The organism is Streptomyces sp. NPDC056161, from assembly GCF_042268025.1.
Classification (GTDB): Bacteria; Actinomycetota; Actinomycetes; order Streptomycetales; family Streptomycetaceae; genus Streptomyces.
Genome location: NZ_JBHJUV010000001.1, coordinates 414,566 through 427,204 on the forward strand (window position 1 = coordinate 414,566; position 12,639 = coordinate 427,204).

The following is a 12,639-nucleotide window of genomic DNA, read 5'->3' on the forward strand; positions in this document are numbered from 1 at the left end:
GCAGGTCCAGCAGTCCGGCAGGCGATGACACCTGCCCGGGGCGGCAGTTCCTCTCTCAGCCCTCATCGCACCCCTACCCGAAAGCAGCCTCGCCGTGAGCGACGACAGCAAGACCAGCGCGCTGGAACCGTACAAGATCAATGTGTCCCAGGACGTCCTGGACGATCTCAAGGACCGCCTGAAGCGGACCCGTTTCTTCGACGACCTGGACAACGAGGAGGAGTACTACGGGATCAGCACCGCCTACCTCAAGCCGCTCGTGGAGTACTGGGCGGACGGCTTCGACTGGCGTGCGCAGGAGCAGCGGCTCAACTCCTTCGACCAGTACAAGGTCGAGATCGACGGCGCTCCCGTGCACTTCGTCCACGAGCGCGGCGCGGGCCCGAACCCGATCCCGCTCATCGTCCTCCCCGGCTGGCCGTGGCCGGGCGAGTTCAGCTACTCGCTCATCGGCCCGCTGACCGACCCCGCCGCCCACGGTGGCGACCCGGCCGACTCGTTCGACGTCATCATCCCGGACCTGCCCGGCTTCGCCTGGTCGACCCCCGTCGGCAGGGGCGACCTGAACTACTGGAAGATCGCCGACATCATGCACAGCCTCATGACCGAGGTCCTGGGGCATGAGAAGTACGCGGTGGCGGGCTCCGACTACGGCGCGCTCGTCACCAGCGCGCTCGGCCACAAGTACGGCGACAGCATCATCGGTCTGCACTACGGTCACGACTTGCCCCCGGGCCAGTTCGCCAACGAGCGGTTCTGGGATCTGACCGACGGGGCCCGGATTCCCGAGGACGCCTCGCCGGAGCTGCGGGCGGGCCTGGCGAATTTCGTCAGGACGTACGCCTCACACGTCGCCGTCCACATGCTGGACGCGTCCACCCTCAGCCACGGTCTGAACGACTCGCCCGTCGGCATGCTCGCCTGGCTGTTGCAGCGGTGGAAGAAGTGGAGCGACAAGCGGGGCGACTTCGACGCGAACTTCCCCCGTGACTTCATCCTCACCCAGGCCACCACCTTCTGGGTGACCCAGTCCATCGGCTCGTCCATCCGCATGTATCGCAACGCCGCGCGCTACCCGTGGGTGCCCTCGCACGACCGCCAGCCCGTCGTCGAGCCCCCGGCCGGCTTCACCTTCCTGCTCGGCGACGCCTACCCGCCCGGCGTCACCACCGTCGAAGACCGCATCGCCCACTTCGAGAACGGCCCCACGCGCGGTTCCTTCAACGTGGTCAACGTCAACGCCCATATGAAGGGCGGCCACTTCGTCCACTACGAGAACCCCGAGGCGTTCACCTCGGACCTCCGGACGACGTTCCGCAAGCTCCGCTGACCCGGCAGCCGGCGGGCCTCCTGCTCCGGGACCGGACCGGGGCGGGAGGCCCGCCGCAGCGGTGAACCGCAGGAAGCCTCAACCCGTAGTGTCTGTGCGCAAGCCGATACGAGAGGAAGCGACCGTGAGGACTCCGGAAGAGATGGACGTCATGCAAAGACGTCTGGACGCTGACCGTGACACACTTCCGGCTACTCGCGACTATGTCGCGCAACAGCAACGGAACCTCGGCTACGACGAATCCCAGATCGCCTCTTTCACCGACGCCGCCGGCAGACTTGTCGAATTGAACGAATACCGGGGCAGGGGGATCGGGTGGACCGAACGGGACCCGGCGGGCAACGAGAGATTCAAGCAGCTGCGTGCATACGAGCAGCAGGACCGTGCAGCGGTGGTCTCAACGCTCTCGGGAGTCATTGCGTACGCGGAGAGCACCGGACGCCCGGACGCCCCGGCTGCCGCCAGCGGCCTGCGCGATCACCTCGCTCGTTTCGAGTCGATCCCCAGGCAGCAGGACGAGCTGCACCAGGCACGCCGGGAATACGGTGAGCAGATTCCCGCAGTACCGTTGATGCGATCCCCTACAGAAGCAACCAGATCGTCGACTACGCCAGGAGCGGTGGCCAGAGTTACGACCTTTACGCGGATTACGTAACGGACGACAGTTATATGCTGCCCGTCGAGTCGGAGGAGATGGAGGCCGCCCAATCCGCCGTCATCGGCGCTCACTTCGGGACCGGCACCTGCAACGAGCACAGCGCCTATGCCTTCACGGAGGCGATGAGGACCATGCCGGGCACCCACGTGACGATGGCGAACGTCCCGGGGGAGCACGGAATGGTAATCATCGGGCCACCGAACCGCCCGGAGTCGGCGCATGTGGACACCCACCTGGCCCCTGAACCCGACCGTCACGTCCCCGGAAACCTACGGGATCGACAACATCCAGGAGGGCTTTGCCGTCGTTGAGGCCGTGGCCGACGGGCGGGACCTCCGTGCGGAGGCACAGCACCATCTTGAACCGCTCCCAGAGCGCCCGGCACCCATACCGCCCATCACGCTGAACCAGGCTGCCGCTCGCATGCTGGCCATGGACGGTATCGCCGAGTTGACGCACTTCATCACCCGCACGACCGACCACGGTGACAGCAACAGTCGCGAGCAAGGTCGGCAGCACGGCCTCACGCTGAGTCGGGAGGCGTTCACCGCTACTCTCGCCAACAACTTTCAGATTCAGTCACCGCCCGGATCTCTGTCGCCTGCCGCATCACAGCAGCGGATCGCCTCGGCCATCGCCGCGTACAGCCCGAGTGGCGTCCCGGGCCGGGACGCCACGTACGTTCAGGGATCCGCGGCCGGACCACAGCACGGGCGAGGTCGGGGAGGAGGGGTCGGATCGCCTCCCCAACCCGGCCCTTCCGCCAGGCGCGGGCGCTGAGAACTCCTGACCTGCGCACTCGCCCGAATCCGCTCGGTAGGCCGCCGTTCCACACCGGCCTACCGAGCGGTTCGCCGACCCGTCACGAGCATCATCGCGTCATGTCCGCATCGGACATGGGTACTTCAGCGGAACGCGGCGACGTTGCGGGCGGCCCAGTCGGCGAAGGGGCGCGGGGCGCGGCCGAGGACCTGCTGGACGTCCGGGCTGACGCGCTGCTCGGCCGGGGTCGGGGAGCTGAGGATGTCCAGGGTGTCGTCGGCGAGTTCCGCCGGCATGCTCCGGGTCATGGCGGCCTTGGCCTCGTCGCGGGTGAGTTCGTGGAACCTCACCGGCGAGCCCAGCGCGGCGGCGATGGCCTGCGCCTGCTGACGCGGAGTGATCACCTCCGGGCCGGTCAGCTCGTACACGCCGCTGGTGTGCCGGTCCTCCAGCAGGCAGGCCGCCGCGACCGCGGCGATGTCCGCCGGGTCGATGATCGGCACCCCGACGTCACCGAAGGGCGCGGCGACGACCTGGTGGGTGCGGACGGACTCGGCCCACCACAGGGCGTTGGAGGCGAAGCCGCCCGGCCGCAGGATGGCCCACTCCAGGCCGGACTCCCGCAACGTGTCCTCCAGCGCGCGCATCGCGACCCGCGTCGGGCCGAAGGGCCTGGTCACCACGCCCAGTGTGGAGAGCAGGACGACCCGGCGGACGCCGCTGCCCGCAGCCTCGGCGATGATGTCGGCGGGGCTGGCTCCGGTGGCGTGCAAGTCGCCGGAGAGCAGCAGGAACAACGCCTTCGCCCCGGCCAGCGCGGGCTTGAGGCTGTCCGGCTCGGACAGGTCGGCCACCACGTGGCGGACGCCGTTCGGCACCGCCGCCGTGTGCCGTGACACCGCCGTCACCTGCCGGCCCGCCTCGGCCAGCGCCTGCGTCAACGGTCGGCCGATGTTCCCGGTAGCCCCGGTCACCGTGATCATGATCAGCTCCTTGTCGGACGTTCTCTGTGGCCGTCACGCTAGGAGAAGGGGCTAACTCTTGGTAAGGACATACCTTGAGGTAAGCTCATGGCATGGTGGGAGGCGTGCAGCGCAGACAGGCCGGGACGGCGGAGCGGTATGACGTGTTTCACACTGACTGCCCCGCACGCGATGTGGTCGACCACGTGACCAGCAGGTGGGGCATCTGGGTACTGATCTCCTTGCGGAGCAACGACCTCCGGTTCTATGAGCTGCGCGAGAGCATCCAGGGCATCAGCGAGAAGATGCTCGCCCAGACCCTGCGCGCGCTGGTCCAGGACGGCCTGGTCTGGCGGGAGGTCGAGCCGACGACGCCTCCTCAGGTCACCTACGGGCTGACCGAGTTCGGCCGGGAGGTCGGCGAGCCGCTGACGGACCTGTTCGACCGGATCACACGGTGGCTGCCGCCGCGCAGCGCGGGCTAGCACGGTGGCAGTGGCTGTCGCCCCGTGACGCGATGGACGACCCGCCGTGCCGTCGGACGGGAAGCCCCGGTGGCGATCGGGCGGGCCGTCGGACGGGAAGCCCCGATGGCGATCCGGCGGGTCGTCAGACGGGAAGCAACGGTGGTGAACCGGCAGGTTGTCAGTGGCTGGTCCGGCCGCACAGACCGTCCATCACGACGTCCAGGAGGCCGGCACCGGGCCCTCCCGGCCGGTCGGCCCCGCCCTCGGCGGCCCAGACGTACGACATGAGGAGCAGGACCTCGTGCGCGGTGACCCCGTCCCGCAGCCGGTGCGCCCTTCTGCACGCGGTGAGCAACTCGTCGAGCACGGCACTGATCTGCTGGTAGGCGGGTCCGTCCGGGTCCGCGCGGGTGGCTGCCGCCATGGCCCGGGACACCGCCGTGCCGAGACCGCCGTAGCCGGCCAGCCGCTGGAGCCACAGCCGCAGCGCCAGGACGGGCTCGTGCCGCTCCAGTAGACGCGGGGCCGCGTCGACCAGTTCGTCGATCTCGGCCCAGTAGACGGCCAGCAGCAGATGGTCGGAGGTGGGGAAGTGGCGGTACATCGTCCCCTGGCCGACTCCGGCGCCCCGGGCGATCGCCTTCAGCGTCGCGCCGGGCGTCGCCGCGAAGGTCTCGCGCGCGAACTCGATGATGCGGGTGCGGTTCAATTGCGCGTCGCACCGCATCGCGCGAGGTGCGCTCTGCGTCATCGACGGCCTCCGATCGGGGCGCGGGGAGGTATCTGGAAGAGACATGTGTTCACCAGTCTAAGCGGTGGCCAGGGCACGAGATCTCGGGGATGTGTTTGATGGGCCCGGCGCGGGGGCCGCGTAATGGACACATGTGTTACGGCAGGGGCGGGCTGGTACGGCAGGCGGGACGCCGGACGGGACAGGACAGTAGTCCGACGCAGTGACCGGTGGTGTCGGGACCGCGCGACGCAGTCATTCGACGGATGTGCGCGGCGGCAGGCCCGTTGACACTGGTCAGGGCCCGGTCCGCAGAGAGCCCCCGGCGCCCGCGCCATCCGCACCGCTCGTGTCCGGCCCGTCGGACGCGGCCACGACCGACGAAGGGCGGTCCCGATGTCCGGCGTCGTTCGACCACGTCACATGTGCGCCGGTATGTGTTTTCTGGCACATGTCTCCCGAGGAGATAGGTGTCTTGGTGAGAATACGTCCTCAGGCACCGGACAGCTTGCCTGCGGCACTCACATGAATGGTTGCTTGAAGCAATGACATTGGAGGCGGACATGGCCGATACGGCGCGATACGAGGAGTTGATCCGCCAGTTCAGCGCCTTCGGCGCGGTGCGGCGGGAGCTGGGCCGCATCCTGCCGGACGGCTGCTCCAACGGCTCCGTCGCCGTGCTGGCGCTGCTCAGCCGCTGCGGCGACCTGCGCATCGGCGAGCTGGCGGACCTGCTCGCGGTGGACATGTCGGTCGCCAGCCGGCAAGTCGGGCAGCTCGTCGGACAGGGCCTGATCGACCGTTTTCCCGACCCGGCGGACGGGCGGTCGCGCATCCTGCGTCTGACGCCCGAGGGCCGGTACCGGCTCGGCGAGCTGCACGGACGGACCGCTCGACTGCTCGCCCGCCGGCTGAGCGACTGGACCGACGACGAGGTCGGCGAGCTGGCGCGGCTCATGCACCGGCTCCGGGCGAGTTTCGACGACTCCTGGAGCGAGCCGGCCCCGTCCGCCGCACCCTCCGCGGACGGCCGGACCACCCGCCCGTCCGCGATCACCACTTGAGCGAACCAAGCGAAGGAAGCCCATGGCTACGACCACACCAGGCGGTGTGCGGGCGCACGAGGAGCACGAAGGGGACTCCTCCGCCGCGAACATGACGCACCGGCAGATCATGGAGGCGCTGTCCGGGCTGCTGCTCGGCCTGTTCGCCGCGATCCTGTCCTCGACCGTCGTCACCAACGCCCTGCCCGAGATCATCAGCGACCTCGGCGGCGGCCAGAGCGCCTACACCTGGGTCGTGACCGCCGCCCTGCTGGCGGTGACGGCGTCGACTCCCCTGTGGGGCAAACTCGCCGACCTGTTCAGCAAGAAGACGCTGGTCCAGACGAGCCTGATCATCTACGTCCTCGGCTCCGTGGCGGCCGGTCTGGCACAGAACCCGGCCACGCTGATCGGCGCCCGGGTCATCCAGGGCCTCGGCGGTGGCGGCCTGTCCGCGCTGTCCCAGATCGTCCTGGCGGCGATGATCTCCCCGCGGGAGCGGGGCCGTTACTCCGGTTACCTGGGCGCCACCTTCGCCGTCGCCACCGTCGGCGGTCCACTGCTCGGCGGCGTCATCACCGACACCAGCTGGCTCGGCTGGCGCTGGTGTCTCTTCATCGGCGTGCCCTTCGCCCTGATCGCGCTGGTCGTGCTACAGAAGACGCTGAACCTGCCGGTCCTCAGGCGGGAGGCCAAGGTCGACTGGGCCGGTGCCTTCTTCGTCACCGCGTCCGTCTGCCTGCTGCTGGTCTGGGTCACCTTCGCCGACGACAAGTACGCGTGGCTGTCCTGGCAGACGTACACGATGGTCGGCGGCGCGATCGTGCTGGCGCTGGTCTTCCTGTTCGTCGAGACCAAGGCCCGCGAGCCGATCATTCCGCTGCGCCTGTTCCACAACCGCACCATTCTCCTCGCGTCGATCGCCTCGCTGTTCGTCGGTGTCGCGCTGTTCGCGGGCACCGTCTTCTTCAGCCAGTACTTCCAGCTGGCGCGCGGCGACTCCCCGACGCGATCGGGTGTCATGACCTTCCCGTTCATCGGCGGGCTGTTCATCTCGTCGACGGTCTCCGGCCAGGTCATCACGAGGACCGGCAGGTGGAAGGGGTGGCTGCTGGCGGGTGGTGCGCTGCTGACGGCGGGCGTCGGCCTGCTGGGCATGCTCCGCCACGACACCCCGTACTGGCAGATCGCGCTCTGCATGGCGCTGATGGGCCTCGGCGTCGGCATGACGTTGCAGAACCTCGTGCTCTGCACGCAGAACCAGGTCGCCCCGACCGACCTGGGCGCCGCGTCCTCCGTGGTGACCTTCTTCCGGTCGCTCGGCGGCGCGGTGGGCGTCTCGGTGCTCGGCTCCGTCATGTCGGCCCGGATCAGCCACTACGCGCGGGAGACGATCGGGCGGCTCGCACCGCCGGACCGGGCGACGGCGGCGAGTGCCCAGGGCGCCGGTGACCTGCCCGATCTGCGTCTGCTGCCCGGTCCGGTCCGCGTCTGGCTGGAGAGCGCCTACGGGCACGGGATCGGCGACATTTTCTTGTACGTCGCCCCGGTCGCCTTCGTGGCCTTCCTCGTGACCCTGTTCATCAAGGAGGTCCCGCTGCGAACCGGCCGCACCGGCGAGTAGCCGGATCCCCGGTCCGTGGCGGGCATGCTCCGAGCGGGAGCGTGTCCACCACGGACCGGTCTTCGCCGACGTGTTCCGCCGGCTGGACGGCCTGCGGCAGAGCGGCACCGAGGCCGGGTCCGGTTTCCGCGGCTGCCGGGTGGTCGTCACCATCCCGTAGCCCCACGCCCCACGCCCCACGCCCCACGCCCGACGCTTCACGCTTCACGCTTCACGACGCACCGGTCCGAGCCGAGCCGACCGCTTGGGCCGGCTCGGACCGGAGTTCAGTGGGAGGCGCTGCCGTCCGGAGCGTTCAGCACCTGCTCGTCGCCGTAGACCTTGGTCACCTCGACGTCCAGCACCGTGGAGATCCGGCCGAACGACCAGTAGTAGCCGATCACCTGAAGCACCTCGACCAGCTCGCGGTCGGTGAGGAACGTGCGGGCCCGCTCGAACACCTCGTCGTGGACGCGGGGCCACTGGACCACCTCGGCCGTGAACCGGAGCAGGGCGCGGTCGGCGGGCGAGAGGTCGGGGCTGTCGAGCTGTCCGTCGCGGATGAGCCGCCGGGTCCGCTCGTCGACCCCGGCGGCCTCTGCCATGGGGGTGTGCTGGGCCTCGACGAAGGTGCTGTCGGTGTACCGGGCCACGGCGAGGATCACCAGTTCGCGTGCGCGGTCCGCCAGTTCCAGCGAGGTGAACAGCGTTCTGGCGAAGCCGACGAACGGCCGCACGGTGCCCGCCGAGTGGGACATCATCCTGACCATCGGGTCGGGCGGCAGGGAGTCGAGGAGTTCGCGGACCTCCGCCGGGAACGAGGCGGTGTCCGGGTCGGTCAGACGGGGCATGTCGTACTCCGATCGTCGGGGGATCAGCGGGTCTCGTCGGGGGCGGTGTCGAAGCCGGTCTCGCTCAGGTGGCGGAAGCGGCCGTCCTCGGCGAGGGTGCCGAAGACGGCGATCTCCCGGTGCTGGGCCGAGCCGTCCCGCAGGGTGATCCGGAAGACGTGGCGCTCGGCGTAGGCGGAGCCGTCGCGCAGTTCGTCGAGCACGGTCACCGTGCCCGCCGTGACCTGGGTCCTGATGCGCGCGACCAGCTGTGTGAACTCGGCGCGTTCCATCGTCCTGCCGTCGCTGCGGTGGGTGTAGTCCGGGGCGTAGTAGCGGTCCAGGACCTCGTGCAGCGGCACGTCGGGGTCCGGTTCGAAGACCAGGGCCCGGAGGGCTTCGCTGATACGCGCGTGATTCATCGTGGGGTGTCCCTTCGGTGCGGGGGAGGGGGCGCAGAAGTACCGGACTCCAAGGTCCGGTAGCGCGATAGTACCGGACCTTCGGGTCCGGTTTCAGGTGTGTGTCTCGCCTCGGGCACATCGGCCGACGCCACCCGTCACGGAAAGGCGACACATGTGTCGAGCGGGCGGGGAACTCGCGCGGCGCCGGAGCCGGCCGGGCCGGCCCGGACCACGCCCCGGACCACGCCCCGGACCACGCCCCGGACCACGCCCGGAATACGTAGAGACCTGGCCGCACACGGTGTCTGTTCGGGCAAGCCGCCGAGACCAAAAGGACATGTTCACACGGATGTTCTCCGGCTAGCCTCGAAGACACTGACGGCAACGGTCCGAGGACGAACATGCAGCTGCATCTGAACTACCCCCTGGAGCCTGACAGCGCGCCTCGCCGTGCGGCTGCCATCGTCGAGGCCGCAGCCGACATCAGTTACGCCCGGCTGGACTACAGCCCCGACAGCATCGGTCTGGTGGAGGACATCGTCGACGGCTTCCGGACCGACGGCGCCACGGGGCAGGAAATGGCCGACTCCCTCGTCGGCTTCGGCTGCTACGTCGGCGAGATACTGACCCGGCACGCGGGCGGAGCCTGGCGCCGGGCGCCCGACGGCGAACACACCGTCCCGCTCGTCGTGGAACTGCCCGACACCCGGGAGTGCCACCCCATCGACTGGGTCTTCCGCCGTCTGGAACAGGGGGCCGACGTCAGCATCCGCGACCTCTACGCCGGAGCCGACCCGGGACACACTCCCACCGCGGACCGCCCTCGCGGCTGAGGTCACACCAGGACGCGGACGCACCTCGGAGCGTCCCGGCGGCGAAGAACACCGTGGCCTGCCGCACCCGCCGCGGTGCGGGTACCGGGCCCCTCGTCACGCCCGCCGATGGGCGGCCGGATGTTAAAATCGCAGCCATATCTCAGGACGGAGCGCATCGCTGTCGTACGACGGCGCGCGGGACGGACACGTCAGTCCCGGGGCAACCCTCCGTGCCGCCCGGATCGGGTCTTCGCGTGTCCACCTCGTCAGGTGGTGACACACCCGCTGCCGGTCCGAGGACGGCCAGGGAAGAGCACGAGGTGAGCACACACATGTGGTCGGGCGACAGGTCCCTGGTCGGCCGCGGGTCCGCACAGGAACTGGTGGCCGCGTTGCTGGCGGCGCTGCCCGCCGGCGGCCGGGTGCTCCACCTGAGCGGACACGCCGGCACGGGGAAGACGGCCCTCCTGCGGTTCGCCGGGACGGAGGCGGAGCGGCGGGGAGTGCCCGTACTGTCGACCGCCTGGGCCCCGGCCGAACGCGGACTGCGGCACGCCGCGCTGCACGGCCTCCTCCATCCCCTTCTGGACCGGCTCACCGACCTGCCGGACCAGGACCGCTCGGTGCTGGAGGAGGCGTTCGGCGGCGCCGCCGGCCCCGCGCCCCACCGACTGGCGGAGGCCGCGCTGCGCCTGCTGGCGACGGCACCGGGGCCGGTCCTCGTCCGCGTGGACGACCTCGACCGGCTCGATGCCGCGAGCCGGGACACCGTGGTCGAGATGGCCCGGCGCTGCGGCGGGACACAGATGGGGATGATCGTCGCGCAGCGGACGCAACCCGCCGCCCCGCTCGCACCGGACGCGCTCACCGTCACACTGGGGCCGCTCTCGCCTGAACAGGCCCGCGAACTCGTCGAACGGTCCGGGCGGGTCACCTCGTACGCCGAACAGGAACTCGTCCTCGCCGTGGCCGCGGGAAACCCGCTCGCGCTCACCGAACTGTCGCTCGACGGCACCGGTCTCATGGACGCGGCGGGCCTCGGCATGCTGCCGGCCACGCCGCGCCTGGCCGAGGCGTACGCGGACGACCTCGCCGCGATGTCGGCACCGGCCCGTGACGTGCTGCTCGTCGCGGCCCTGAGCATGTCGCCGCTGACCCAGGACGTGCTCGGCGCCGGCACCCGACTGCTGGACGGCGCCGCCGCGGCCCGGAGCGGCCTGGCCGAGGCCGTGCGGCGCGGGCTGGTCACCGAGCACGGCGACCGCCTGCGCTTCACCCAGCCGCTGCTGCGGGTCGCCGTCCTCCACCTGGAGTCCGCGGCGCGCCGGATGACCGCCCACGCGGCGCTCGGGCGGAGCGTCACGAGCGCGCTCCACGCGGCCTGGCACACGGCCCAGTGCACGGCCGGCGCGGAGGAAGAACTCGCCGGCCGCCTGGACGCCCTGGCGGACGGGGCCTGCCAGGGCACGGCGGTGCTCACCTTCCTGGCCGCGCTGGAGTGCGCGGCCCGGCTCTCGGCGGATACGCAGCGGGCCGCGCGCCGGTTGCAGCGCGCCGCCGAACTGGCGGCGTACCACGGTCTGGAGGAGCAGGCCCGCCGGTACGCCCGGGGGATCGACGTCCCGGGGCTCGGGGAATACGGTCGTGCCGTGCAACTGTGGCTGCACGATCTGATGCCGAGCACCTCCTCCGTCGGCCGGGACCGGATACCCGAACTCTGCTCCGCGGCGCGCGCCGTCGCCGCCTCGCATCCCGACCTGGCGCAGAAACTGCTGCACGCCGCGGCGGGCAGGTGCTGGTGGCAACAGGCCGGGCCCGCCGAACGGCACACGGTCGTAGAGGCGGTCGAGGACCTGCGCCCGCGCCCGTGGAACGCACGAGATCTCGCCCTCATGGCGTTGGTCGATCCGCTGTCGGTGAGCCGGGTCCCCCCGCACCCCGCCCCGGGACCGGCCGACCGGTTCCTGCTCGGCCAGACGGCACACCTCACGGGCGACCTCCGCCGGGCGGCGCTGCTGCTGAAGGAGGCGGAGGCGGACGTCCGTGCCGCCGGCCGGCACCTGCGACTGCCGCAGATCCTCGTCGCGCGGGCCCTGGTGGAGGTCTGGCTGGCCACCCGGTGGCAGCGCACGGAGGCGATGACCGAGGAGGCCCGGACGGTCGCAGCGCGGACCGGACAGACGCGGTGGGCGGCGAGGGCGACCGGAGCCCAGGGCGTCATCGAGGCACTGATGGGCCGGCACGACAAGGCGCTGGAGTGCGCCGCGGAGGTCGAGGAGGCGTCCCTGCACCTCGGTCACGGCAAACAGCTGCGCCTGGCCGCACTCACCCGCGCGCTGACGGCGTCCGGCACCGGACGGTACGCCGAGGGCTACGCCCACCTGCGTTCCATGTTCACCGAGCTGACGACGCCGTACTCCTTCGAGCAGTTGTGGGGACTCGCCTTCCTGGTGGAGGCGGCGCGGCCCGCGGGGCGGCTCGCCGACGCCAGGTCCGTCGTCGCCCAGGTCGAGAGCCTGACCAGGACCGGGCGGGGGCCGCTGCTCGCACGGGTCCTGACCTATGCCGAGGCGGCCCTCGCCCCGGACGAGGAAGCGGAGGCCCGCTACCGCGAGGCGCTCGGCGACGCGGCCGAGGAATGGCCCCTGCTGTACGGCATGACCCAGTTCGGCTATGGCGCGTGGCTCAGGCGCGGGCGCCGCGTCGTCGAGTCGCGGGGGCCGCTCGCCACGGCCGAGAACGTCTTCCGGACACTCGGTGCCCGTACCCGCGCCGATCTGGCGGCCCTGGAACTGAGGGCGACCGGCGGGGCGGAAGCGGAATCCGAACCCACCGGCGACGAGGTCTCCCGCGTGCTGTCGCCGCAGCAACTCACCATCGCCCGCCTCGCCGCCCGCGGTCTGTCCAACCGGGCCATCGGGGAACAACTCCGCCTGTCCCCCCGTACCGTGGCCTCGCACCTGTACCAGATCTTCCCGAAGCTGGGCGTCACCTCACGTACCCAACTGGCCGAGACACTGAAGGTGTGACGAGGG

The 12,639-nt window shown here is 70.6% G+C and carries 11 protein-coding genes; 7 read left to right on the plus strand and 4 right to left on the minus strand.

Features of this window, described 5'->3' with window-relative positions; all coding sequences use genetic code 11:
• Positions 1 to 94 precede the first annotated feature (94 nt).
• On the plus strand, positions 95 to 1,330 hold the full coding sequence (locus ACFC09_RS01840) for an epoxide hydrolase family protein (RefSeq protein WP_376522739.1): 1,236 nt from the start codon (positions 95 to 97) through the stop codon (positions 1,328 to 1,330).
• A 142-nt stretch (positions 1,331 to 1,472) separates the two neighbouring features.
• Entirely contained in the window at positions 1,473 to 1,985 is a 513-nt protein-coding gene (locus ACFC09_RS01845; protein ID WP_376522742.1) for a hypothetical protein, read from the plus strand.
• Positions 1,986 to 2,893: 908 nt separating this feature from the next.
• On the opposite strand, the gene ACFC09_RS01850 is transcribed toward ACFC09_RS01845, so the two are convergent.
• The gene (locus ACFC09_RS01850) at positions 2,894 to 3,733 is read right to left on the minus strand and encodes an SDR family oxidoreductase (RefSeq protein ID WP_376522744.1); all 840 of its coding nucleotides are present in this window, start codon (positions 3,731 to 3,733) and stop codon (positions 2,894 to 2,896) included.
• 92 nt (positions 3,734 to 3,825) lie between these two features.
• On the opposite strand from ACFC09_RS01850, the gene ACFC09_RS01855 reads away from it, so the two are divergent.
• Positions 3,826 to 4,197 (plus strand): winged helix-turn-helix transcriptional regulator, encoded by a 372-nt coding sequence (locus ACFC09_RS01855; RefSeq protein WP_376522746.1) that lies wholly within the window; start codon positions 3,826 to 3,828, stop codon positions 4,195 to 4,197.
• A gap of 160 nt (positions 4,198 to 4,357) precedes the next feature.
• Here ACFC09_RS01855 and ACFC09_RS01860 read toward each other — a convergent pair whose 3' ends face one another.
• On the minus strand, positions 4,358 to 4,930 hold the full coding sequence (locus ACFC09_RS01860; protein ID WP_376522748.1) for a TetR/AcrR family transcriptional regulator: 573 nt from the start codon (positions 4,928 to 4,930) through the stop codon (positions 4,358 to 4,360).
• A gap of 542 nt (positions 4,931 to 5,472) precedes the next feature.
• Here ACFC09_RS01860 and ACFC09_RS01865 point away from each other — a divergent pair.
• Both ACFC09_RS01865 and ACFC09_RS01870 read left to right on the plus strand, forming a co-directional pair.
• Positions 5,473 to 5,973, plus strand: coding sequence for a MarR family winged helix-turn-helix transcriptional regulator (locus tag ACFC09_RS01865; protein WP_376522750.1), 501 nt, complete (start codon positions 5,473 to 5,475; stop codon positions 5,971 to 5,973).
• 22 nt (positions 5,974 to 5,995) lie between these two features.
• Positions 5,996 to 7,576 (plus strand): MDR family MFS transporter, encoded by a 1,581-nt coding sequence (locus tag ACFC09_RS01870; RefSeq protein ID WP_376522751.1) that lies wholly within the window; start codon positions 5,996 to 5,998, stop codon positions 7,574 to 7,576.
• A 266-nt stretch (positions 7,577 to 7,842) separates the two neighbouring features.
• Here ACFC09_RS01870 and ACFC09_RS01875 read toward each other — a convergent pair whose 3' ends face one another.
• Positions 7,843 to 8,406 carry a carboxymuconolactone decarboxylase family protein gene (locus ACFC09_RS01875; RefSeq protein ID WP_376522752.1) on the minus strand — a complete coding sequence of 188 codons (564 nt, stop codon included), beginning with the start codon at positions 8,404 to 8,406 and terminating at the stop codon, positions 7,843 to 7,845.
• 23 nt (positions 8,407 to 8,429) lie between these two features.
• On the minus strand, positions 8,430 to 8,807 hold the full coding sequence (locus ACFC09_RS01880) for a nuclear transport factor 2 family protein (protein WP_376522753.1): 378 nt from the start codon (positions 8,805 to 8,807) through the stop codon (positions 8,430 to 8,432).
• 383 nt (positions 8,808 to 9,190) lie between these two features.
• Between ACFC09_RS01880 and ACFC09_RS01885 the strand changes: the two genes are divergently transcribed.
• Entirely contained in the window at positions 9,191 to 9,622 is a 432-nt protein-coding gene (locus tag ACFC09_RS01885; RefSeq protein WP_376522754.1) for a DUF3806 domain-containing protein, read from the plus strand.
• Between the two features lie 302 nt (positions 9,623 to 9,924).
• Positions 9,925 to 12,633: an AAA family ATPase gene (locus ACFC09_RS01890; RefSeq protein WP_376522757.1), complete on the plus strand. Its 2,709-nt coding sequence runs from the start codon at positions 9,925 to 9,927 to the stop codon at positions 12,631 to 12,633.
• The last annotated feature ends 6 nt before the right edge of the window (positions 12,634 to 12,639 follow it).

Bases quoted from the DNA above. Each gene is read 5' to 3' on its own strand.
- ACFC09_RS01845 (WP_376522742.1), top strand. From the start codon at position 1,473: ATGGACGTCATGCAAAGACGTCTGGACGCTGACCGTGACACACTTCCG.
- ACFC09_RS01850 (WP_376522744.1), bottom strand. From the start codon at position 3,733: ATGATCACGGTGACCGGGGCTACCGGGAACATCGGCCGACCGTTGACG.
- ACFC09_RS01855 (WP_376522746.1), top strand. From the start codon at position 3,826: ATGGTGGGAGGCGTGCAGCGCAGACAGGCCGGGACGGCGGAGCGGTAT.
- ACFC09_RS01860 (WP_376522748.1), bottom strand. From the start codon at position 4,930: ATGACGCAGAGCGCACCTCGCGCGATGCGGTGCGACGCGCAATTGAAC.
- ACFC09_RS01865 (WP_376522750.1), top strand. From the start codon at position 5,473: ATGGCCGATACGGCGCGATACGAGGAGTTGATCCGCCAGTTCAGCGCC.
- ACFC09_RS01870 (WP_376522751.1), top strand. From the start codon at position 5,996: ATGGCTACGACCACACCAGGCGGTGTGCGGGCGCACGAGGAGCACGAA.
- ACFC09_RS01875 (WP_376522752.1), bottom strand. From the start codon at position 8,406: ATGCCCCGTCTGACCGACCCGGACACCGCCTCGTTCCCGGCGGAGGTC.
- ACFC09_RS01880 (WP_376522753.1), bottom strand. From the start codon at position 8,807: ATGAATCACGCGCGTATCAGCGAAGCCCTCCGGGCCCTGGTCTTCGAA.
- ACFC09_RS01885 (WP_376522754.1), top strand. From the start codon at position 9,191: ATGCAGCTGCATCTGAACTACCCCCTGGAGCCTGACAGCGCGCCTCGC.